The organism is Enterobacter sp. B79-1 (assembly GCF_057444735.1).
The window spans coordinates 173982-197401 of record NZ_JBYAZJ010000002.1 but is presented as its reverse complement, the minus strand read 5'-3'; the positions used below and the strand labels follow the sequence as shown (position 1 = coordinate 197401).

General features: G+C 58.2%; 20 protein-coding genes and 1 riboswitch. Of the genes, 9 read left to right on the top strand and 11 right to left on the bottom strand.

What is annotated here, in order from left to right:
* The first annotated feature begins 93 nt into the window (after positions 1-93).
* A complete protein-coding gene (gene trhP / locus AC2T6E_RS08740; RefSeq protein ID WP_010433709.1) occupies positions 94-1455 on the top strand; it encodes a prephenate-dependent tRNA uridine(34) hydroxylase TrhP in 1362 nt (453 codons plus the stop codon).
* Between the two features lie 249 nt (positions 1456-1704).
* On the top strand, positions 1705-2604 hold the full coding sequence (yegS, locus tag AC2T6E_RS08735; protein WP_260662304.1) for a lipid kinase YegS: 900 nt from the start codon (positions 1705-1707) through the stop codon (positions 2602-2604).
* A gap of 98 nt (positions 2605-2702) precedes the next feature.
* Here yegS and AC2T6E_RS08730 read toward each other — a convergent pair whose 3' ends face one another.
* The 7 genes from AC2T6E_RS08730 to fbaB form a co-directional block, all read right to left on the bottom strand.
* Complete coding sequence (locus AC2T6E_RS08730; RefSeq protein WP_458667138.1) at positions 2703-3476, bottom strand: ABC transporter ATP-binding protein; 774 nt, start codon at positions 3474-3476, stop codon at positions 2703-2705.
* Positions 3477-3485: 9 nt separating this feature from the next.
* Positions 3486-4346, bottom strand: coding sequence for an ABC transporter ATP-binding protein (locus AC2T6E_RS08725; protein ID WP_089599852.1), 861 nt, complete (start codon positions 4344-4346; stop codon positions 3486-3488).
* Positions 4318-5223, bottom strand: a complete 906-nt coding sequence (locus tag AC2T6E_RS08720; RefSeq protein WP_458667136.1) for an ABC transporter permease — start codon at positions 5221-5223, stop codon at positions 4318-4320. Before AC2T6E_RS08720 ends, AC2T6E_RS08725 begins: the two co-directional genes overlap by 29 nt.
* Complete coding sequence (locus AC2T6E_RS08715) at positions 5220-6257, bottom strand: ABC transporter permease (RefSeq protein ID WP_108416561.1); 1038 nt, start codon at positions 6255-6257, stop codon at positions 5220-5222. The genes AC2T6E_RS08720 and AC2T6E_RS08715 overlap by 4 nt, the downstream gene beginning before the upstream one ends.
* Positions 6254-7870 carry an ABC transporter substrate-binding protein gene (locus AC2T6E_RS08710; RefSeq protein WP_108416562.1) on the bottom strand — a complete coding sequence of 539 codons (1617 nt, stop codon included), beginning with the start codon at positions 7868-7870 and terminating at the stop codon, positions 6254-6256. Before AC2T6E_RS08710 ends, AC2T6E_RS08715 begins: the two co-directional genes overlap by 4 nt.
* A gap of 33 nt (positions 7871-7903) precedes the next feature.
* Positions 7904-9058, bottom strand: coding sequence for a mandelate racemase family protein (locus AC2T6E_RS08705; protein ID WP_486691383.1), 1155 nt, complete (start codon positions 9056-9058; stop codon positions 7904-7906).
* Between the two features lie 319 nt (positions 9059-9377).
* Positions 9378-10430, bottom strand: coding sequence for a class I fructose-bisphosphate aldolase (gene fbaB, locus AC2T6E_RS08700; RefSeq protein ID WP_010433688.1), 1053 nt, complete (start codon positions 10428-10430; stop codon positions 9378-9380).
* Between the two features lie 251 nt (positions 10431-10681).
* Here fbaB and AC2T6E_RS08695 point away from each other — a divergent pair, with 251 nt between their 5' ends.
* From AC2T6E_RS08695 to AC2T6E_RS08685, 3 genes are read left to right on the top strand one after another with little or no spacing between them, the layout of a single operon-like run.
* Entirely contained in the window at positions 10682-11959 is a 1278-nt protein-coding gene (locus AC2T6E_RS08695) for a nucleoside permease (RefSeq protein WP_089599315.1), read from the top strand.
* On the top strand, positions 11956-12960 hold the full coding sequence (locus AC2T6E_RS08690; RefSeq protein ID WP_089599316.1) for an ADP-ribosylglycohydrolase family protein: 1005 nt from the start codon (positions 11956-11958) through the stop codon (positions 12958-12960). Before AC2T6E_RS08695 ends, AC2T6E_RS08690 begins: the two co-directional genes overlap by 4 nt.
* Entirely contained in the window at positions 12957-13910 is a 954-nt protein-coding gene (locus tag AC2T6E_RS08685) for a PfkB family carbohydrate kinase (protein WP_348552647.1), read from the top strand. The genes AC2T6E_RS08690 and AC2T6E_RS08685 overlap by 4 nt, the downstream gene beginning before the upstream one ends.
* Here AC2T6E_RS08685 and AC2T6E_RS08680 read toward each other — a convergent pair.
* The 3 genes from AC2T6E_RS08680 to thiM are packed head-to-tail and all read right to left on the bottom strand — an operon-like array spanning position 13884 to position 16240.
* Complete coding sequence (locus AC2T6E_RS08680) at positions 13884-14630, bottom strand: GntR family transcriptional regulator (RefSeq protein ID WP_316467382.1); 747 nt, start codon at positions 14628-14630, stop codon at positions 13884-13886. The genes AC2T6E_RS08685 and AC2T6E_RS08680 overlap by 27 nt on opposite strands.
* Positions 14631-14672: 42 nt before the next feature.
* On the bottom strand, positions 14673-15473 hold the full coding sequence (thiD, locus tag AC2T6E_RS08675; protein ID WP_089599318.1) for a bifunctional hydroxymethylpyrimidine kinase/phosphomethylpyrimidine kinase: 801 nt from the start codon (positions 15471-15473) through the stop codon (positions 14673-14675).
* Positions 15470-16240, bottom strand: a complete 771-nt coding sequence (gene thiM / locus AC2T6E_RS08670; RefSeq protein WP_486691379.1) for a hydroxyethylthiazole kinase — start codon at positions 16238-16240, stop codon at positions 15470-15472. The genes thiD and thiM overlap by 4 nt, the downstream gene beginning before the upstream one ends.
* Before the next feature lie 35 nt (positions 16241-16275).
* A riboswitch (TPP riboswitch) is annotated at positions 16276-16373 on the bottom strand.
* A gap of 545 nt (positions 16374-16918) precedes the next feature.
* Here thiM and AC2T6E_RS08665 point away from each other — a divergent pair.
* The 3 genes from AC2T6E_RS08665 to AC2T6E_RS08655 all read left to right on the top strand — a co-directional run bounded on the left by AC2T6E_RS08665 (position 16919) and on the right by AC2T6E_RS08655 (position 20528).
* Entirely contained in the window at positions 16919-17353 is a 435-nt protein-coding gene (locus AC2T6E_RS08665; protein ID WP_278435687.1) for a hypothetical protein, read from the top strand.
* A 313-nt stretch (positions 17354-17666) separates the two neighbouring features.
* A complete protein-coding gene (locus AC2T6E_RS08660) occupies positions 17667-19043 on the top strand; it encodes a diaminobutyrate--2-oxoglutarate transaminase (RefSeq protein WP_014884533.1) in 1377 nt (458 codons plus the stop codon).
* Between the two features lie 18 nt (positions 19044-19061).
* Positions 19062-20528: a pyridoxal phosphate-dependent decarboxylase family protein gene (locus AC2T6E_RS08655; protein WP_042718828.1), complete on the top strand. Its 1467-nt coding sequence runs from the start codon at positions 19062-19064 to the stop codon at positions 20526-20528.
* A 50-nt stretch (positions 20529-20578) separates the two neighbouring features.
* On the opposite strand, the gene AC2T6E_RS08650 is transcribed toward AC2T6E_RS08655, so the two are convergent.
* Positions 20579-21499: a LysR family transcriptional regulator gene (locus tag AC2T6E_RS08650; protein ID WP_126816570.1), complete on the bottom strand. Its 921-nt coding sequence runs from the start codon at positions 21497-21499 to the stop codon at positions 20579-20581.
* Positions 21500-21621: 122 nt separating this feature from the next.
* Here AC2T6E_RS08650 and AC2T6E_RS08645 point away from each other — a divergent pair, with 122 nt between their 5' ends.
* The gene (locus tag AC2T6E_RS08645; protein ID WP_486691374.1) at positions 21622-23400 is read left to right on the top strand and encodes an adenine deaminase; all 1779 of its coding nucleotides are present in this window, start codon (positions 21622-21624) and stop codon (positions 23398-23400) included.
* Positions 23401-23420: the final 20 nt, after the last annotated feature.

Sequence of the window (23420 nt, the reverse complement as noted above, 5' to 3'; positions counted from 1 at the left end):
GCGCTACAATGCCCGCCCTTAAAGTGGGGGATCTCCCCTTACCGCTGCACCAGGTGCACGCGGATCTGACCTGTCATCAGAACGAGAACAATCATGTTTAAACCGGAACTCCTTTCCCCGGCGGGAACGCTGCAAAATATGCGTTACGCTTTCGCCTATGGTGCCGATGCGGTGTACGCGGGCCAGCCGCGCTACTCGCTGCGCGTGCGCAACAACGAATTCAACCACGAGAACCTGCAGCTCGGCATCAACGAAGCGCATGCCCTGGGCAAAAAATTCTACGTGGTGGTGAATATCGCGCCGCACAACGCCAAGCTGAAAACGTTCATCCGCGATCTGAAGCCGGTCGTGGAGATGGGGCCGGACGCGCTGATCATGTCGGACCCGGGTTTAATCATGCTGGTTCGGGAGCACTTCCCGGAGATGGATATTCACCTCTCCGTTCAGGCCAACGCCGTCAACTGGGCGACGGTGAAGTTCTGGAAGCAGATGGGGCTAACCCGCGTCATTCTGTCTCGCGAGCTTTCCCTCGAAGAGATCGAAGAGATCCGCACCCAGGTGCCGGATATGGAAATCGAGATTTTCGTCCACGGTGCGCTGTGCATGGCCTACTCCGGCCGCTGCCTGCTGTCTGGCTATATCAACAAGCGCGACCCGAACCAGGGCACCTGCACTAACGCCTGCCGCTGGGAATATAACGTCCAGGAAGGCAAAGAGGATGACATCGGCAACATCGTGCACAAGCACGAGCCGATCCCGGTGACCAACGTTGAGCCAACGCTGGGCGTCGGCGCGCCAACCGACAGCGTGTTTATGATTGAAGAAGCCAAGCGTCCGGGCGAGTACATGACCGCCTTTGAAGACGAGCACGGCACCTACATCATGAACTCCAAAGACCTGCGCGCCATCGCGCACGTCGAGCGCCTGACTCAGATGGGCGTGCACTCCCTGAAAATCGAAGGCCGCACCAAGTCCTACTACTACTGCGCGCGTACCGCGCAGGTGTACCGCAAGGCTATCGACGATGCCGCTGCCGGTAAACCCTTCGATACCACCCTGCTGGAGACGCTGGAAGGTCTGGCGCATCGCGGCTACACCGAAGGCTTCCTGCGTCGTCATACCCACGATGATTATCAGAACTACGAGCACGGCTACTCCATTTCTGAGCGCCAGCAGTTTGTCGGCGATTTCACCGGCGAGCGCAAAGGCGCGCTGGCGGCCGTGGCGGTGAAAAACAAATTCACCAAAGGCGACAGCCTGGAGCTGATGACCCCGCAGGGCAACATGAACTTTCGCCTGGAGCATCTGGAAAACAAAAAGGGTGAAGCGATTGACGTCGCACCGGGCGACGGACACGTCGTCTGGCTGCCGGTACCTGAAGAAGTGGAGCTGGAGTTTGCGCTGCTGATGCGCAATTTCGAGGGTGAAAACACCCGAAATCCGCACAGCAAATAGTCAATCAGCGGGATTTTTTCACATCGGGATAATTCTTAGAATCGGATCACATACCGCTTCGTTCAATACGGGTATTATCCCCACCGCTGAAAAACATAACCCATAAATGCTAGCTGTACCAGGAACCACCTCCTTAGCCCGCGTAATCTCCCTTACGTGGGCTTATTTTTTTCCTTTCATCCTGTTCTTACCCGCTTTTTTCCTCTCTGCTATACACTCTAACTAACGCTAAAAAAGGGAGCAGCGCGGATGGCAACCTATCCAGACAGTTTATTGATTCTCAACGGCAAAAGTGCGGGCAACGATGTGCTTCGGCAGGCCATTACCGAATTACGGGAAGACGGTGCGCGCATTCACGTGCGGGTGACGTTTGAAAAAGGCGACGCGGCACGGTACATCGATGAAGGCATCCGGCTGGGCGTCAAAACCATTATTTCCGGCGGCGGAGATGGCACCATCAATGAGATCGCCTCCGCCCTTATCGACCTGTCGACGACAGACCTCCCGGTGATGGGGATTTTGCCGCTTGGCACGGCTAATGATTTTGCCACCAGTGCCGGGATCCCAGAAGACTTCGGGAAAGCGCTACAGCTGGCAATTCTGGGTAAAGCGACCGCCGTAGACATTGCGCTGGTGAATGATAAAACCTGCTTTATCAATATGGCGACGGGCGGCTTTGGTACGCGCATTACCAGCGAAACGCCGGAAAAGCTAAAGGCGGCGCTGGGCGGCGTGTCATACCTGATCCACGGCCTGATGCGCATGGACACGCTGAAGCCCGACCGCTGTGAAATCCACGGTGAGAACTTCCACTGGCAGGGCGACGCGCTGGTGATTGGCATCGGCAACGGGCGTCAGGCGGGCGGCGGACAACAGCTTTGCCCGGAAGCGTTGATCAACGACGGTCAGCTCCAGCTGCGGATTTTCACCGGCGACGGACTGCTGCCCGCGCTGTTCACCACGCTGACGCAGCCAGAGGAAAGCCCAAACATTATTGCCGGGAAATCCGCGTGGTTTGAGGTGATCGCCCCACACGGTATGACGTTTAATCTTGATGGTGAACCGCTGAGTGGAGAGCGGTTCCGTATTGAGGTTTTACCGGGCGCGCTGCAGTGCCGTTTGCCGCCGGACTGCGCACTTTTGCGCTGAGGTTTTGTCGGGTGGCGGCTACGCCTTACCCGACCTACGCGCTCGGTACTGTAGGCCGGGTAAGGCGTAGCCGCCACCCGGCTAAAAACCGCACAATCCTAATACACCGCCACCTCTCGCGCCATCTCGCGTGAATACTGCTGGCTGGCATTGAGCAGCATCCGCGTATAGTCGGTTTTGGCCTGTCCGGCCACCAGCGCGTCGACGGTCAGGCTTTCGAGGATTTTGCCGTACTGCATCACCGCCACCTTCTGGCACAGGTGGGCAATCACGCCCAGATCGTGCGTCACCATCAGGTAGGTCAAATTTGACTCACGCTGAAGCTCCGCCAGCAGGTTGAGGATTTCCGCCTGCACGGAGACGTCCAGCGCCGAGGTCGGCTCATCCAGCAGCAGCACCTGCGGCTCCAGAATCAGCGCTCTGGCAATCGCCACGCGCTGGCGCTGGCCGCCGGAAAGCTGGTGCGGATAACGGTCGCGAAACGCCCGGTTTAGCCCCACCTTATCCAGCAACGTATGAATACGTCTGTCGCGGTCTTTTATGCCGTGGATCTGCAGCGGCTCCTCCAGAATATCCCCGATAGTGTGGCGCGGATGCAGCGAACCGTACGGGTCCTGAAACACCATCTGCACCCGACGGCACCGTTCCCGGCTGATGCGCTTTTCCAACGGCCTGCCGCCAATCGCCAGCTCACCGTCCCAGTGGATAAACAGCCCGGCCAGACATTTGAGCACCGTGGTTTTGCCCGAACCGGACTCCCCCACCAGGCCATAAATCTCGCCCTCTTTCACGCTGATATTCACATCGTCCAGTACCTGATTGCGCTTCTCGCCTTGGCCGAACGCCAGGTTGAGGTGGTTAATCTCGATCATCTCTGCTCCTTACTCGGTGAGCCAGCTGGCCTGACGCTGTAATACCGGCAGCGTCGGACGGCGATGGTTGATTTCCGGCAGCGCGCTGATTAAACCCTGCGTGTACGGATGCTTCGCGTTGTGCAGATCCTTCGCGGCAATCGACTCCACCACGCGCCCGGCGTACATCACCAGCACCCGGTCGCAGAAGCTGCGCACCAGGTTGATGTCGTGACTGATAAAGATCAGCCCCAGCCCGCGGGACTGCACCAGGTCGTCGAGCAGGCCGAGCACCTGTAAACGCACCGACACGTCCAGCGCCGAGGTCGGTTCGTCGGCAATCACCAGTTCCGGGTCGGTGATCAGCATCATGGCGATCATGATGCGCTGCCCCTGCCCGCCGGAAATCTCGTGCGGATAGAGGTGATACACCCGCCCGGGCTGGCGAATGCGCACCACGTCGAGCATTTCCAGCACTTTGGCTTTCGCTTCCGCCTTGCGCCCCGGATGATGGGTCAGCCAGGCTTCGGCAATTTGATCGCCCACGCAAACCACCGGGTTAAGCGAGTATTTCGGGTCCTGCATGATCATCGAGATACGCTTGCCGCGAATGCCACGCATCTGCGCCTCGCTGACAGAGTGTAAATCGACGTCGCCAAACTGCATCCGCGAAGCGCTGATTTGCGCTTTGGCCGGATGCAGGCGCAGCAGCGCCCGCCCGACGGTGGATTTGCCGGAGCCGGACTCGCCGACAATCGCCAGCTTTTCGCGTCCGAGTTGGAAAGAGACGCCGCGCACTGCGTGGGTTACTGCGCCGCCGTTGATGAAATCGACGTGGAGGTCGCGCACGTCGAGCAGCGGGTTATTCGCTGCGAGGATCGAGGATGTCACGTAGGCCATCTCCTAAGAAGTTGAACGCCAGGCTGTTGATCAGGATCGCCAGCCCCGGAATAGTCACTACCCACCAGCACTCCATCATGTAGGTGCGACCGCTGGAGATCATTGCCCCCCACTCCGGCTCCGGCGGCTGTGCGCCAAGGCCGAGGAAGCCCAATCCGGCAGCGGTGAGAATGATCCCCGCCATGTTCATGGTGATACGGATAATCACCGACGGCAGGCACAGCGGCACGATGTGGCGCCACAGCACGCGCACCGATGACGCCCCCTGCAGACGCACGGCGGAGATAAAATCGGCCTGACGCAGGGAGAGCGTTTCGGCGCGCGCCAGACGGGCAATCGGCGGCCAGGCGGTGAGTGTGATCGCAATAACCACGTGCTCCAGCCCGGGACCCAGCGCCGCCACAAACGCCAGCGCCAGCACCAGGCTCGGGAAGGAGATAAAGATATCGGTCACGCGCATCAGCACGGCATCCACCTTGCCGCCGAAATAGCCTGCGGTGACGCCCAGCAACAGCCCCAGCGGGCCGACGGTCACGGAGACCAGCAGCACGATATAGAGCGTGATGCGCGAGCCATACACCAGGCGGCTGAAGATATCGCGGCCAAACTCGTCGGTGCCGAACCAGTGCTGCGCGTTCGGGGCGACCAGCGCGTTATTAAGGTCCTGTACCAGCGGATTGTATGGCGCGATCAGCGGCGCGAAGGCCGCCACAATCAGCAGCAGCAGGATAATCCCGCCGCCGATGGCGGTGAGCGGGTTGCGCGCCATCTTGCCGACAAAATCGGCGGCGCGGCCCAGCGTACGCTTGATACGCTGGCGGCTTTCTGACGGCCCTGCCCCCAGCGGCGTATCCAGAGAAACGGTCATGATTTCGTCCTCGGGTCAAAGAGTTGATACAGCATGTCGGAGAGCAGGTTGAGCATCACGAAGATAACCCCCACCAGCAGCACGCAGCCCATGACCGCGTTCATATCCCCGAGGAGCAGGCTGCCGGTGAGATACGAACCGAAGCCCGGCCAGGAGAAGACGGTCTCAATCAGCACCGCCCCTTCCAGCAGCGAGCCGTAGGCCAGCGCCACCACCGTCAGCAGCTGTACGAGGATATTGCGAAACGCGTGATTCCAGATCACCTGACGCTCGGTCAGGCCTTTCACCCGCGCGGTGATGATGAACTCCTGCGACAGTTGCGCCAGCATAAAGCTGCGGGTCATGCGGCTGATGTAGGCCAGCGAGTGGAAGCCGAGCAGCGAGGCCGGTAAAACCAGATGGTTAACAGCGTTCCAGAACACTGCGCCGTTCCCGGCCAGCAGCGCATCCACCGTCATCAGTCCGGTGCGGCGTGGGACTACCCCCTCCAGTCCGAGATCCAGACGTCCCGCGCCCCCCACCCAGCCAAGCCAGGCGTAGAACAGCAGCAGCCCCATCATCCCGACCCAGAAAATGGGCGTGGAGTAACCCGCGAGGCTGATGATGCGCACCACGTAGTCGGAAACGCTGTTGCGACGCGCCGCCGCCAGCACCCCCAGCGGGATGCCTAAGCCCGCGCCGACGATTATCGCCATCGTCGCCAGCTCAAGCGTCGCCGGGAAAACGCGCAGGATATCGGCGGTCACCGGTTTGCCCGTCAGCAGCGCGTTGCCCAAATCGCCGTGCAGAAGGTTACTGAGGTAAATGCCGAACTGCGTCAGCAGAGATTTATCGAACCCCAGCTGGTGATAGACCTGCTGGTAGGTGCTGTGGTCAGCATCCGGGCCAACAATCGCCAGCACCGGGTCGACGGGCATCACGCGGCCGATGAAAAAGGTCAGCAGCAGCAGGCCGAACAGCGTTACCAGCACCTGCGTGAGCCGCGTTGAGAAGCGCCGGGCCCGGGAGCCGGGCGCGAGGATCGCCACGCTCATTTTTCACCTCCGGTTTTGTAGACGTCGCGCAGGAAGGTCGTGGCCGACGGGTGCGACTGAAAGTTCTTCACCTCGTTACGCACCACCACCGAATCCACCATCTGCGACAGGGGGATCATCGCCGGGATCAGCGCGTCGTAGCGCACCTGGATCTGCTGGTAGTCGGCGACCTGTTTCTTCGGATCGCGCTCCAGCAGGGCCTTGTCGATCATCTCGTTGAGCGGCTTATCGTAAAAACTGGTGCGCCAGCCCTGGAAATTGGTCAGCCGGGCTTCGTCACTGTTGTCCGGGTTATAGACCAGCGCGCGCAGGCTGGAGTGCGGATGTGGCTCTACCCCGCTGCCCCCGCGCCCGACCAGCATGTCGAACCTGCGCTCGCGCATTGCGCCGTAGATCTGGTTCCCGGTGCCGGTGATGATTTTGGCGTTAATCCCCGCCTGCATCAGCGTTGACTGCACCGCAATGGCAATATTCAGGAACGGCTGATCCGCCAGCACCCTCAGGGTCGTATCAAATCCGTCCGGATAACCCGCCTCTGCCAGCAGCTTTTTGGCACGAGGGATATCGAGCTTATAGCCCGGGTCCGGCAGCGTTGATGGCATACCCGCCTTGATGGGGCGCTGGTGCAGCACACCATAGCCCGGCATTAGCGCTTTATTGATGCCCTGATAGTCAATCAGGTAGCGCACCGCTTCGCGCACCTTCGGGTTAGCGAAATGGGCCTCCTTCATGCTCATCGCCACGTAGTAGACCGTGCCTTTTTGCACGGCTTCCACGGTGAGCTGGGGGTCTTTACGCAGGGCGTTGATGTCCGCCACCGCCATATTGTTGGCAATGTCGAGGTCACCCTTTTCAATCATCAGGCGCAGGGTTTGCGACTCCTGGAAATGGCGCAGCACCACGCGGCTCATCTTCGGCGCGTCGCGCCAGTAGTGCGGGTTACGCTGCATGCGCAGCACGTCCTTCGCCTGCCAGGTCTCCAGCATAAACGGGCCGGAACCGGCTTCGTTGGTGGTCAGCCAGCGGTTGCCCCAGTCGTTGTTGACCGCGTGCTGCTGCACCGTTTTGCTGTCGAGCACGCCGAGATTGCCGAGCGCGCCAAGGGAGTAAATCACCAGCTGCGGGTCGTTGGCCTTTGGCAGGACAATCTGCACCGTGTTCGCATCGGGTGCGCTGATGTGACTATCGATGTTTTTCTTTGAAAATCCGTAGGATTTCCACACCGACGCCTGCGCAAGGTTGAGGTGCAGCAGGCGGCGCATCGACCAGACCACGTCCTCCGCCGTGAGCGGGTTGCCGGAGTGAAACTTCACGTCATCGCGCAGATGGAAGGTCAGGGTTTGACGGTCCGGCGAAATATCCCATGACGTTGCCAGCGCGGGCCTGACGTTGGTGAGTTCGTTCGGATCCAGCTCCACCAGCGAATCATAGAGATTGACCACAATGCCGACCACTTCGTTACCGGTCATTGCCGCCGGGTCGAGGGTCAGGAGGTTGTTCATATTCATGCCGATGATGAGCTGGTCGGGCGGCGTTTTTGCGACCGCCGCACCGCTCCCCATCATCAGCGAGAGCGCGAGCAAGCACGCCCCGGCTAAAGGAGATCGTTTCATGTATATATCGCCTGTAGGGTACGTTTTTATCTGTCAGTCGTGGCTGACGGTATTGGCTTCGATATATGCAAAATTAATGTCTTCGCCCAGTCCCGGGCGGGTCGGCAGGCTGACCATGCCGTGCTCGTCCATCGGGTCGACCAGGCTGTTGAGGTACGCCGCCGGTACGTCGTAGTCGAGGAACGGGTGCAGCAGGCCGCGCTCGTACCAACGGCAGTTTTTGATGGCGCCAATCACCGCCAGGCTCGCCGCACCGTTGCCGTGTACTTCGCAGTCCATCCCGAAGGCTTCCGCCAGGTTCGCCACCTTCAGCGTCGGAGAGATGCCGCCCACGCCGTTGGCGCCCGCGCGCAGGATGTCGCACGCCCCGGCTTTGATCCAGTCCGCGCGGCTGTGGTGTTTTCCGCCCAGGCTTTCCGGGCCGATAATCGGGATCGACAGGTTTTCCGCCAGCCAGGCGTAGGAGGCCATGCTCTCCTCCTCCATCGGCTCTTCGAACCAGGCGAAGTTGAGTTTTTCCAGCTCCTTGCCGATGTACAGCGCCTCGGTGCGGCTGTACCAGTGGTAGCCGTCGATCATGAGATCGATATCCGGGCCAACCGCTTCACGCACGGCGGCGCAGGCTTTGACGTCCATCTTCGGGTTGGGGGCAAAGGAGACCGGCGGCATCCAGGTATGCAGCTTGATGGCCTTGTATCCGCGCGCCACCAGTTTTTCGGCAAAGCTGGCGTACTCGTCCGGCGTGGATAAGCCACCCGGCAGATCGTCACCGCACATGGTGCTGCCGTAGGCCGGGACCTTGTCGCGATAGCCGCCCAGCAGCTTCCAGACCGGCATGTTGAGCTTGCGGCCAATCAGATCCCACAGCGCCTGTTCGACGAAGCCCAGCGCGCGCTCGGTCAGCTGATGCGCGCTACCCCGCTGCCAGTGCGCCAGATCCTGCCAGATGCGCTCGCGGTTGAACGCGTCCTGGCCGACCAGCACCTTGCGAAAGAAAGTGTTGACCACAAAGGGGCGCACCACTTCCGGCGGCGCGAAGGAATACCCTTTGGTGCCATCGTCTGCCGTAATAGAAAGCATCGCCATTTTAGCCATGCTCTCAGGCCCCGGATGCGAATGCCCGGCAGCGTCGGAAACCCGACGGGTCGGGTACTGGAAGACGGTGACGTTTACAGATTCAATTTTCATTATCAGTCCTTAAGACGACAGAGGTTCAGCGCGATTCGAATTTTGAAAAGCCGTTTCGAAACTAACTTTAAGCGCAAAATTCGTCCGCTGCCTTAGACAGATTCCGCTAAGCGCTGACCATTTTTTGTGCATATGCACGGGAAGGAGTGACAGTTTTCACAAAAGGAAGGGGAAGTGTGAGGTGGATCGGAAGAAATAAAATGCGGTATTTATTGCCCCTCACCCCGGACCGTACACCCCAAAGGGGCGAGGGGGAAAAGATCGCACCGTGCAGTCCCCTCTCCCCTGTGGGGAGAGGGTTAGGGTGAGGGGAAACTGCTTAAGCAATCGTCACTTTACTGTCCAGATAGACGTCCTGAACCGCATTAATCAGCTTCACGCCGTCGGCCATGGTTTTCTTAAACGCCTTACGGCCCAGGATCAGCCCCATGCCGCCCGCGCGTTTGTTGATCACCGCCGTGCGCACCGCGTCTGACAGGTCGGTGTCACCGCCTGCCGCCCCGCCGGAGTTGATCAGCCCCGCGCGGCCCATATAGCAGTTCGCCAGCTGGTAGCGCACGAGATCGATCGGGTTATCGCTGGTCAGCTTGCTGTAAACGCGATCGTCGGTATAGCCGAAGTTCACCGCCTTATAGCCGCCGTTGTTCTCGGCCATTTTTTGCTTCACGATATCCGCGCCGATGGTCGCCGCCAGATGGTTCGCCTGGCCGGTCAGATCGGCTGACACGTGGTAGTCCACGCCGTCTTTCTTGAACGCGTTGTTTCGCAGATACGCCCATAGCACCGTCACCATCCCCAGCTCGTGCGCGCGTTCGAAGGCGGCAGAGATCTCTTCAATCTGACGACGAGACTGCTCGGAGCCAAAGTAAATGGTCGCTCCCACTGCCACCGCCCCCATATTGAACGCCTGCTCCACGCTGGCGTACAGGGTCTGGTCATATTCCGTTGGGTAGCTCAGGGTTTCGTTATGGTTCAGTTTGACGAGGAATGGAATGCGGTGGGCATAGCGACGCGAGACAGAGGCCAGCACGCCGTAGGTTGATGCCACGCAGTTACAGCCCGCTTCAATCGCCAGTTCGACAATGTTCTTCGGATCGAAATAGAGCGGATTGGCCGCGAAGGAGGCACCAGCAGAGTGCTCAACGCCCTGGTCTACCGGCAGAATAGAGAGATACCCGGTACCGCCCAGTCGCCCGGTGTTATAGAGCGTCTGCATGTTTCGCAGCACGGCAGGCGGACGGTTGTTGTCCACCATCACGCGGTCCACGTAGTCGTGCCCGGGCAGGTAGAGCTGGTCAGCTGGAATGGTCATACAACGATGCTGTAAGAGGCTGTCGGCGTCTTTGCCAAGCAACTGCGCAATATCAGTCATAGTGATGCTCCCGTAAGTCCGACGTCGCGTCGGAGCGTGTGATCCAAACCCACATTTTTGCAGGCAGACTAAGCCTGGTACCGACTTAACCGATTTTCCACCATCTGCAACTTTTTTAAGCACAATCTGCTGGCTCGTTTCATGAACAACAATTTTGTTACACTGATCAAACATTCACCTCAAAGGTATTTAAAAGGTATTATTAAATGGTATGTTAAAGGCGTACCCTCACTGACATGCAGGATTAAAAAATGAAAACGAAAGTCCAACTGTCATTCATGATGTTTGTTGAATGGTTTATCTGGGGCGCCTGGTTTGTGCCGCTGTGGCTGTGGCTGAGCAAAAGCGGTTTTACCGCCGGGGAGATCGGCTGGTCTTACGCCTGCACCGCGATTGCCGCAATCCTCTCGCCGATCCTTGTCGGCTCGCTGACGGACCGCTTCTTCGCCGCCCAGAAAGTACTGGCGGTACTGATGTTCGCCGGTGCGATTCTGATGTACTTCGCCGCACAACAAACCCAGTTCAGCACCTTCTTCCCGCTGCTGCTGGCCTACTCCCTGACCTATATGCCGACCATCGCGCTGACCAACAGCATTGCCTTTGCCAACGTGGATGACGTCGAGGCAGACTTTCCGCGCATCCGCGTGATGGGCACCATCGGCTGGATCGCCTCAGGCCTGGCGTGCGGGTTCCTGCCGCAGATGATGGGCTATAGCGACATTTCCGATACCAATATCCCGCTGCTGATGACCGCAGCCAGCTCCGCCCTGCTCGGCGTCTTTGCCCTGTTCCTGCCGAATACGCCGCCGAAGAGCACCGGCAAGCTGGACTTTAAGGTGATGCTGGGGCTGGACGCGCTGATCCTGCTGCGCGACAGAAACTTCCTGGTGTTCTTCTTCTGCTCGTTCCTGTTCGCCATGCCGCTGGCCTTCTACTACATTTTCGCCAACGGCTATCTCACCGAAGTCGGCATGAAAAACGCCACCGGCTGGATGACGCTGGGCCAGTTCTCCGAAATCTTCTTTATGCTGGCGCTGCCGTTCTTTACCAAACGCTTTGGTATTAAGAAGGTCTTGCTGCTGGGGCTTATTACCGCTGCCATCCGCTACGGCTTCTTTGTTTACGGCGGTGCGGAACAGTACTTCACCTACGCCCTGCTGTTCCTCGGCATTTTGCTGCACGGCGTGAGCTACGACTTCTATTACGTGACCGCGTACATCTACGTGGACAAAAAAGCGCCAGCGCACATGCGCACCGCGGCGCAGGGCTTGATCACGCTGTGCTGTCAGGGCTTTGGTAGCCTGCTGGGTTACCGCCTGGGCGGCGTGATGATGGAAAAAATGTTCGCTTACAAAGAGCCGGTGAATGGGCTGACCTTCAACTGGGCCGGAATGTGGACATTTGGTGCAATCATGATTGCCGTGATTGCCGTGCTGTTTATGCTGTTTTTCCGCGAATCGGATAAAGAGATCACCGCAATTGAGGTGGTTGATGGCGATACCGCGCTGACACAAGGGGAAGTTAAATGAAACAAGAACGTGTTCTCGGTGCCCTTTACGGGCAGGCGTTAGGGGATGCGATGGGCATGCCGTCGGAGCTGTGGCCGAGAAAGCGCGTCAAGGCGCACTTCGGCTGGATCGACCGTTTCTTACCCGGCCCGGCAGAGAATAACGCGGCCTGCTATTTCAACCAGGCAGAGTTCACCGACGATACCTCGATGGCGCTCTGTCTGGCGGATGCGATTATCGAGTGCGACGGGCAGATTAACGCGGACGTTATCGGCAAGCATATTCTTCGCTGGGCGCTGGATTTCGACGCGTTTAATAAGAACGTGCTCGGCCCCACCTCGAAAATTGCCCTCAACGCCATTCGCGACGGCAAGCCGGTGAGCGAACTGGAAAACAACGGCGTGACCAACGGGGCGGCGATGCGCGCCTCTCCGCTGGGCTGCCTGCTCCCGGCCACGCGCCTGGAGCATTTTGTTGAGCAGGTGGCGCTGGCCTCCAGCCCGACCCATAAATCCGATCTCGCCATTGCCGGTGCGGTGGTGATTGCCTGGGCGATTTCCCGCGCCGTCGACGGCGAAAGCTGGCAGAACATCGTTGATGCCCTGCCGGGGATCGCCCGCTTTGCGCAGGAGGCGAAAACCACCACTTTCAGCGCGTCACTCGCGGCGCGTATTGAACTCGCGCTGAAAACCGTACGAGAAGCCAACGGGATTGAGTCCGCCAGCGAGCAGGTGTATCAGCTCGTGGGTGCCGGAACCAGCACCATAGAATCCGTTCCGGCGGCCATTGCGATGGTCGAACTGGCGGGAACCGACCCAAACCGCTGCGCCATTTTATGTGCCAACCTGGGCGGCGATACCGACACCATTGGCGCAATGGCCACAGCAATCTGCGGCGCATTGCACGGCGTGCAGGCCATTGACCCGACGCTGAAGGCCGAACTCGACGCCGTTAACCAGCTCGATTTCGGTCACTACTGCGAAAAACTCCTGCACTATCGGGAGCAACGGGAGGGCATATGACGTCTTTTGCTCAGCGCCTTGAAACCTTGCACGCCACGCGCCCGGTGACGGTGCTGGGCGCGGCGGTGATAGACGTCATCGCCGACGCTTACGCCCTGCCCTGGCGCGGGTGCGATATCGAGCTTAAACAGCAGGGCGTCAATATCGGTGGATGTGCGCTCAATATCGCCATCGCCCTGAAGCGGCTCGGCATTGCGGCGCAAAATGCCCTGCCCGTCGGCCACGGCGTGTGGGCGGATATTATTCGCAACGCCATGGCGAAGCAGGATCTGCACAGCGCGGTGGAAGCCGATACGGGTGATAACGGCTGGTGTCTGGCGCTGGTGGAGCCAGACGGCGAGCGCACCTTTATGTCCTTTAGCGGCGTGGAGAACCAGTGGCAGCAGCGCTGGCTGGATGCGCTTCACGTTCCGCAATACAGCCTGGTCTATTTGTCCGGCTATCAGCTGGCCTCGCCGTGCGGCGAGCTGCTGACACGCTGGCTGGAGGGGTTGCAGGACGTGACGGCCTTTATCGATTTCGGCCCCCGCATCGCGGATATCCCCGACGCGCTGATAGCGCGGATTATGGCCTGCAGACCCATTGTGTCGCTCAATCGCCAGGAGGCGGAGCTTGCCGCTGAAAGACTGGGTGTTGAAGTGGAAACCCTCGGCACGCAGTGGCAGCGGCGTTTCGGTGCCGCGCTGATTGTGCGCCATGATAAAGACGGTGCCGCGTGGTATGACGGTGACGTCTCGGGCGTGGTTTCGGCATTTCCGGCTACGGTTGTGGATACCATTGGCGCAGGCGACAGCCACGCGGGCGGCACGCTTGCCGGGCTGGCGGCGGGATGGTCGCTGGCAGATGCGGTTCTGCTGGGGAATGCCGTGGCGTCCTGGGTGGTCAGCCACCGCGGCGGCGATTGCGCACCGACTCGCGACGAATTACTCCTCGCACACAAAGACGTATAGATCGCTGCGGCAGTAGCTGATGCTGTACTCAATCGGCCGGTGCTGTTGGTCAAGCGCAACCTGCTTGATCACCAACACCGGTATTTTTTCGTCCATCTTAATGTGCGCCTGAAATTCGCTGTCCGGCATACGGGCACTCACGCGCGAACGGGTACGCTGCGGGAAGATATTCTGGCTGCGGAAGTAATCGTAAAGCGAGACGCCAATCGCATCGGGGTCGTGGATAAATCCCGTCGGCACCCAGGACTCCTCAATCGAGACGGCGTCATCGTCAACGTAGCGAATACGCTTGAGCAGGAAAACCTCGCTCTCGGGGGGAATTGAAAGATGGTTCGCCACCTCTTCGGGACACTTCACCACCCGCTTGTTGACCCACAGCGTATTGGGTTTTTGACCGCGCAAGACCACCTGTTGAGAGAACCCGCGCGCCTCTTTCAGCGAATACTCGAAGATGTTATTGATTTGCGTGCCATAGCCACGGGAGCGCGTGACCACGCCCTCTTCCTCCAGCGCCTGCATCGCTTTACGCACGGTAATGCGCGACACGCCGGTTAACTGGCTCAGATCGCGCTCGCCGGGCAAAATATTCCCGTGCTCCAGCATGCCGATTCGCACTGCATTTTTTACCGTTTCGGCAAATTTCAGGTACAGCGGCGTGTTGTCCGGCGCGGCGATCCGTTCATTCAGTTGAGCGATTAACCGGGTATGCGCTTGTTCCATCTCTGTTTTCTCAGGCGTGGTGTTTCCTGCCAGTATACTGGGTTACCACCATGCATGAAAATGATGAACCGGCCCAATACCGTGACCGACTTCCAGAGTATCGGCTTTTGCCAGCGCCGCGGAGAGCCAGATTTTAGCTTCGCCCACCGTATCGGCCCAGCTGTCATGCCGTGGACGCAGCGCAGCCAGCGCGGCAGAGAGCGTGCAGCCCGTACCGTGGGTGTTTTTGGTCTGCACGCGCGGCGCGGTAAAACGCATTTCGCCGTCGCGGGTAAAGAGCCAGTCCGGGCTTTCGGCATCATCAAGATGACCGCCCTTCATCAGCACCGCGCCGCAGCCCATCGCCAGCAGCGCGTTCCCCTGCGCTTTCATTTCACGTTCGTTTTGCGCGTGCGGTGCACCCAACAGCGCGGCGGCTTCCGGCAGATTGGGCGTGATCAGCGCCACCTGCGGCAGCAGCTTTGTGCGCAGCGTCTCCACGGCGGAGGCAGAGAGCAGCGGGTCGCCACTTTTCGCCAGCATGACGGTATCCAGCACCACGTTTTGCACCTGATAACGCTTAAGCCGCTCGGCCACCGCTTCCACAATGTCCGTTTCGGCCAGCATGCCGATCTTAGTGGTATCAATGCGCACGTCGCTGAACACCGAATCCAGCTGCGCGGCAACAAAATCCGGCTCGATACGGTAGACCGACTGCACGCCGCGCGTGTTTTGCGCCACCAGCGCGGTAATGACGGAACAGCCATATGCGCCTAGCGCGGAGAAGGTTTTCAGGTCAGCCTGGATACCCGCGCCGCCGCTGGGATCGGTACCGGCAATGGTCAGAGCGTTAATCCGCTTCATGCCTGCTCCTCCAGCGTGTAGAGCGCATCCAGGAACGCGCTGGCAAAACTGCCCGGGCCACGAGACTGCGCAATAGCGATTGAGCCAGCTCGCTTCATCCATCCGCAGGCAGCGGCGACGTTATCCAGGCGATCACCCGGCAGCGAGCAGCTCGCTGCCACGACAGCCGAGAGCGCGCAACCGGTGCCCACCACGCGCGTCATCAGCGGGTCACCGCCCGTTACGGTACGCGTGCGCTGTCCATCGGTGATGTAATCCACTTCTCCCGTGACCACGACAATTGCATTCGTCTGACGCGCCAAAGCCTGCGCGGCAGGTACCGCGCTGGCTGCTGTGTCGGTGGTATCAACGCCGCGCCCGCCCGCGCTCATCCCTGCAAAGGCAAGGATTTCAGAGGCGTTACCGCGGATCGCGGCTGGTTTAAGGGAGAGAATTTGATGGCAAAAGCGGGTGCGGAACGCGAGCGCGCCAACGGCAACCGGGTCGAGCGTCCAGGGCTTACCCGCCGCCACCGCGCGTTCAATCGCCCGACGCATCGACTGGGCGCGCGGTGCGGTCAGCGTGCCAACGTTAATCAGCAGCGCATCGGCGATTTCAGCAAACTGCTCGGCCTCTTCGGCCTCAATCACCATCGCTGGCGATGCACCGAGAGCCAGCAACACGTTGGCAGTGAAGGTCTGTACAACATCGTTGGTCATACAGTGCGTGAGCGGGGAACGGGTTCGGAACTGATATAAAACGTGTAAATCGAGCAGGTCAGGCTGCATGGGTTCGCTCCTGCCTTGCGTGAAGAAGCGATGACCGGGAAGGCATCTGACTTCCCTACGCTGGCATTATCCAGATCAGGTAATACGGGTATTTCTCAGCCTTCAACGAAGAAGGGCACCCCGAGTCAAATAAATCAACTGCTTGTGATTAATTTATGCAATCAATCCGCGTTAAGGATACTAATGCCAGATGAAAAAATTGTAAACGCTAAATCTGGCTTTCAGAATCATCGTCGTTAGACGCATTATTAGTCTTGTTACTCTTTAAAATAATAACGGCCGTCAAACCCGCATTTTCAGCATATACAGCAACATTGCACAGAAACAGCTCTTTTCCTGATAAACAAAGACCTTTGAATGAAAGCGGATGCCCCCACCTAAAATCATAAGGCAATGTTTACATTAAATTTTTTAACATCTGACCACTTTAGCCTATTGGGCTTTAAGTGATCTTAATCAAAGTTTCAATTGTTACCTTACTGGATAGTCCATCACAGTTATTTCTCACAATCAGACAGAAAGCCACCTACGAGCGGTTTTCATTTTCAATATATGATTATCAGCATGTCAAAATATATTTTTATCTCTGCCACTTTATACCTGATGCTTATTTCTGTCGGTGTGTGGATTGGCATAATGTACGTTTCATATAATTTGTGTAGTTTATAAGGCAATAAAATGAAGAAGTTAATGATGATTGTTATAAGCGCGACTATGGCCGCGGCTCCGGCCTATGCGATTAATGCTCACTATCGCGCGCAGCTGGAGCGTTCCGGATGCACCCAAATTACCGATGGCGATGGTTCTTGCGATATCAACAAAACCAAGGCAGAAAACGCGGCGCAACACGATCAAACGAAAACCATTCACGATCCGATGCGTGAAGCCTCATTCTCGTCTGATACGGTTAACGCCACAATTTCAAACGGCTTTTTTAGCGCCACCCTTAACGGCAAGAAAGCGGCCGTAAAACGTCTCAATGCGACTTTCTACGAGATTCACGGCGAAGGCTTTGTTATATCGTTTAGCCTTGATGAGAACGGTATTACCGATGCCTCCTGGAATAAAACGAAAGGTCGCGACCACGGCATTTTGCAGGTCAGGCAGAAATAACGTGTTCAAGGAGGCCATCCGCCTCCTTTTTCATCAGCGAAAAGCACGATTTGTCACACTCTTTTCTTTACTTTTACAGTTCTGACAAAACCATCATAAGCGGCTGTTTTTATTGTGCATAAAGTGCAACTTTCTTTCTGGAAACGGGGATAACCCTCCCCCTGTGCCCTCTGTCACAAAACAGTAAACAAATTAACCATTGAGCCCCGTGGCAAAAGGCTCTATATTGGCGGCGTTTTTTTCAGGCCCCCATCTGTTTTTTAACTTTTTATTCAATCGTGGCTCATAACGAAGCGGCGGTTGTAGGAGTGATATGATGACGGATAAAGTCCGTATTGACACCGTAGATGCCCACAAAAGCAACGAAACCTATCTGGCCCGTCAGGCCGAGTTTGAATCTAACGTCAGGAGTTATCCGCGCAAACTGCCTTTAGCGATCACTAAAGCAGAAGGCGTGTGGATCACCGATGCAGATAATAAAGAATACCTTGACTGTTTAGCAGGCGCGGGGACCCTTGCGCTTGGCCATAACCATCCTGATGTGCTGAAAAGCATCCAAAATGTCATTACCAGCGGCTTGCCGTTACATACTCTGGATCTGACGACGCCTCTGAAAGACGCGTTTTCTGAATACCTGCTCTCTCTGCTGCCTGGTCAGGGCAAAGAGTACTGCCTGCAGTTCACCGGTCCATCCGGTGCTGACGCCGTTGAAGCGGCGCTGAAGCTGGCGAAAAAAGTGACCGGTCGTAGCGGTATCATCAGCTTCTCTGGTGGTTACCACGGTATGACCCACGGCGCACTGTCCGTGACCGGCAACCTGTCTCCGAAAGAAGCGGTTGACGGTATGATGCCAGAAGTCCAGTTCATGCCTTATCCGCACGAGTACCGTTGCCCGCTGGGTATCGGTGGTGAAGCGGGCGTGAAAGCGCTGACTTACTATTTTGATAACCTGATCAACGACGTTGAAAGCGGCGTGCGTAAACCTGCTGCGGTGATTCTGGAAGCCGTTCAGGGCGAAGGCGGCGTGAACCCGGCTCCGGCTGAGTGGCTGCAGCGCATCCGTAAAGTGACTCAGGAACACGGCATTCTGCTGATCCTCGATGAAGTTCAGGCTGGCTTTGCCCGTACCGGTAAATTCTTCGCCTTCGAACACGCGGGCATTGAGCCAGACATCATCGTGATGTCTAAAGCGGTCGGTGGCGGTCTGCCGCTGGCCGTGCTCGGTATCAAAAAGCAGTTCGATGCATGGGCACCAGGTCACCACACCGGTACCTTCCGCGGCAACCAGCTGGCGATGGCAACCGGTCTGACGACGCTGAAAATCCTGAAAGACCAGAATATCGCAGGCAAAGTGGCTGCACAGGGCGAATGGCTGAAAGGCCAGCTGAAAGAGATGGCGAAGCGCTACCCGGTGATCGGACACGTGCGCGGTCTGGGCATGATGATCGGTATTGAGATCGTTAAGCCACACGAAGCGGCTGACCACATGGGTTGCTTCCCTGGCGACGGCGAGCTGTCTGCACTGATTCAGAAGAAGTGCTTCGAAGCCGGTCTGATTCTGGAGCGTGGCGGTCGTAACGGTATCGTTCTGCGCCTGCTGCCGTCTCTGCTGATCAGCGATGAAGAGCTGAAAATCTTCCTGGATAAATTTGAGCAGGCACTGCTTGCTGCGGGCGTTCGCCCGGCGTAACCGGAGTTGTTGATTACGATGTCTGATTCAAACCCAATTTTGTTCTCCTCTGCGCAGAGCATTGAAGCTTACCAGCAGGCGATTGAACAAAGCACTCAGGCTGTGATGCAGTGGCTGAAACAGCCTGAGATGTACCAGGGCAAAACGGTCGCGGAACTTCGCGACCGTATTAAGCTGGATTTCAACCCGAAAGGGCTGGGCAACGAAGCGGCGATTGAACGCGCCGTGGAGTTCTTCCTGAAAGACAGTTTGTCCGTTCATCACCCGCAGTGTGTGGCGCACCTGCACTGCCCAAGCCTGGTCGTAAGCCAGGCGGCGGAAGTGCTGATCAACGCCACTAACCAGAGTATGGACTCCTGGGATCAAAGCCCGTCCGCAACCATTATCGAGATCAAACTGATCGAGTGGCTGCGTACCCGCGTGGGTTATCAGGCTGGCGACGCCGGTGTCTTCACCAGCGGCGGTACCCAGAGCAACCTGATGGGCCTGATGCTGGCGCGCGATGCGTTCTTCGCCCGTCTGGGTCACTCCGTTCAGCAGGATGGCCTGGTAGGCGATCTGCGCAAAATTCGCGTGCTGTGCTCTGAGAACGCCCACTTCTCCGTGCAGAAAAACATGGCGCTGATGGGTCTGGGCTACCAGTCCGTGGTGCAGGTGAAAACTGACGAATTCTCCCGCATGGATCTGACCGATCTGGCGGCGAAAATTGAGCAGTGCAACGCGAACGGCGAGCAGATTCTGGCGATCGTCGCGACGGCAGGTACCACCGATGCCGGTGCTATCGACCCGCTGCGTGCCATTGCTGAACTGGCAGCGAAGCAGAACATCTGGGTACATGTTGATGCGGCCTGGGGCGGCGCGCTGCTGATGTCCGAGCAGTATCGTCACTACCTGGACGGCATTGAGCTGGTGGATTCCATTACCCTGGACTTCCACAAGCAGTTCTTCCAGACCATCAGCTGCGGCGCGTTCCTGCTAAAAGAAGCGCGTCACTATGAGCTGATGCGCTATCAGGCGGCTTACCTGAACTCTGAGTTCGACGAAGAAGCGGGCGTGCCTAACCTGGTGTCCAAATCTCTGCAGACCACCCGTCGTTTCGACGCGCTGAAGCTGTGGATGAGCCTGGAAGCGCTGGGTCAGGAGCAGTATGCGGCGATCATCGATCACGGTGTGACCCTGGCACAGCAGGTTGCGGGCTACGTGAAAGAGCAGTCTGCTCTGGAGCTGGTGATGCAGCCACAGCTGGCGAGCGTGCTGTTCCGCTTCCGTCCTCAGGCGCAGATGGATGATGCAGGCATCGCCCTGCTGAACCAGAAGATTGGTGATGCGCTGCTGGAATCTGGCCGTGCTAACGTCGGCGTGACCGAGCATAACGGTATCACCTGCCTGAAGCTGACCCTGCTGAACCCAACCGTGACGCTGGAGGACGTAAAAGTTCTGCTGTCTCTGGTTGAGCGTACCGCACAGGAAGTTCTGGCTAAGTAATGCTTATCCCTCTCCCGTTCGGGAGAGGGTATTTTCCCCTGCCCTATCCGTCAGTGTGTCCTCAAGGTTTCAACCATTAGCGTAAAGCACGATTCGATAAGCGTCGGTAACGGCTGCGGCGCACGCATCAATGCCACCGTTCGGGCAAGTGCCGGTTGCTGAAGATGAACCACCTTAAGCTGCGGATCCTGAAGATGCGTGGTATAGAGTTGCGGCAGTATCGCTACGGCCAGTCGGGAGCGCACCAGACCGTACAGCGTTTCGATATAATCCACCTGATAACGTGTCTGCAACGATAAACGATGGCTTTCAGCGAGCGCGCCGACCAGGCGTTGGATGTTACCTTTCGAAAACACGGCGATATCTCGCCCCACAAGCTGCTTCCAGGGTAAATGCGCCGACGTCGCCAGCGGATCGTCACAATGAATCACCGCTACAAAAGGATCCTCCTGCAGCGGGAAGACGGAAAGTTGTTCCGGCACAGAACTGTCCAGCGCGCCAATGCCAAAATCAATCTGCCCTTTCAGCAACTGCGCCACCAGCGCATCATTGGTTTGATCGTGAAACTCTACCTTAAGACGCGGAAAAGCCTGCGCCAGCGTTTGGGGCAACAGCGGGAACAAGAGCGAGCTGACGGATGGCACCAGCCCAATGCGCACCGTGCCGTCACCGCCTGCCTGCACAATCTGCTGCATATCGTCGAAGGCAAGCTGAGCCACGCTAAGCACCCGCTGCGCGTGCGGGAGGATGGCGTTGCCCAGCTCCGTCAGCGTCACCGCTGAGGCGGTACGGTTCACCAGCTTGCCGCCGAGCACCGTTTCGATCTGCCGCAATGCGCTGCTGAGCGCAGGCTGACTGATCGCCAGCTTGCTGGCGGTGTCGGTGAAATGACGCAGCTGCGCCAGGGTGACAAAATACTGTAGCTGTCGCAGTGAGAGCGCGGGCAGGCGCTGCCAGGGTTCCATCGTCATTATCGTTTACACGCGTCGCAGAATAAGCTGGGGTTATCGGGTGATAAATTTTATCAGCTGGGCAAACGTTTGCCGCGTGCATAGAGTAACGCCATTATTTTCATGCTGGAACCGTTAATTACATGAGTGCCGAAACCCGACGCCGTGCCGTCCAGGCTGCACGCGGTGAAATGCCGTTCGACCTGCTGCTTACACACACCCGCATTGTTGATATGGCGACCGGCGAGATCCGCGACGCCGATGTCGGCATCGTGGACGGCCTTATCGCCAGCGTTCATCCGCGCGGCAGCCGCAGCGATGCGCGTGAGACGCACGATCTGAACAACCGGTATCTCTCTCCGGGACTGATGGATACGCATGTGCATCTGGAGAGTTCACACCTGCTTCCCGCTCGCTATGCCGAGATCGTTCTGGCACAGGGCACCACCGCCGTATTCTGGGATCCGCATGAGCTGGCGAACGTGCTGGGCATTGCAGGCGTACGTTTTGCCATTGAGGCCAGCCGTAACCTGCCGCTGCAGGTGATGGTCGCGGCGCCATCAAGCGTGCCATCGACACCGGGGCTGGAGATGTCTGGCGCAGACTTCGCAGGTAAAGAGATGGATACCCTGCTCGGATGGCCGGAAGTGCGCGGCGTGGCGGAAGTGATGGATATGCACGGCGTGCTTAACGGCAGCCAACGCATGCTGGAAATTATGCAGGCCGGTCTGGACAGCGGAAAGCTGATTGAAGGCCACGCGCGCGGGCTTCACGGTGCGGATTTACAGGCTTATCTGGCCGCAGGCGTGACCTCCGATCATGAACTGACCTCCGCAGACGATGCGCTGGAAAAACTGCGCGCCGGGCTGACGCTGGAGATCCGCGGCTCGCATCCTTATCTGCTGCCCGATATCGTAAGCGCCCTGAAATCCCTGCCCCACCTTTCTTCACAAATTACGGTCTGCACCGACGATGTCCCACCCGATATACTGCTGGAAAAAGGGGGGATCGTTGCGCTGCTGAACCTGCTGATTGAACACGGATTACCGGCGACGCACGCGCTGCGTTTCGCCACGCTGAACGCCGCCATTCGACTGCAGCGTAACGATCTGGGGCTGATTGCCGCCGGGCGTCGCGCGGATCTGGTGGCGTTTGACTCGCTTGAAAAGCTGACGGCTCGTCAGGTGTATGTCGCGGGTAAGCTGGTTGCGCGCGACGGGGCAATGATTGAACCCATCGTTGACACGATATTGCCCCTCCCACGTGATACCGTGCGGCTGTCTGCACTGGCAGACGATGATTTCCGCATGACAATCGACAACGCGAAACACGGCGTGGCGCGCCTGCGCCATATCAGCGGCGCACGCTTCACGCAGTGGGGTGAAGTTGCCGCGCAGGTACGTCACGGCGTAGTGGCGATCCCGGATGGCTTTAGCCTGATCTGGGTTCAGCATCGCCACGCGCGCCATGCTGCGAAACCACAACTCGCCCTGCTCGAAGGCTGGGGTGAACTGCGTGGGGCAATTGCCACCAGCTATTCTCACGACTCTCACAATCTGGTGGTGCTGGGCCGCGATCCGCACGACATGGCGCTGGCTGCCAACATGCTTATCCAGAGCGGCGGCGGGATGGCGCTGGTACAGGATGGCGACGTCATCGCCCACGTCGCCATGCCGATTGCGGGGATGCTTTCGGAACTGCCGCCTGATGAGCTGGCTCGCCAGTTCAGGGAACTGCGCGAGCGTAGCAATTTGATTGCCGACTGGGAACCGCCGTATCGGGTCTTTAAAGCCATAGAGGGCACCTGTCTTGCCTGCAACGCCGGTCCGCATTTGACCGATCTTGGACTGACCGATGGCACCACACGCCAGATTGTCGATCCGTTAATTTCTTACCGGGAAACCCCGGACAACACACAATAATGCCGAAGGAGAGCCGGATA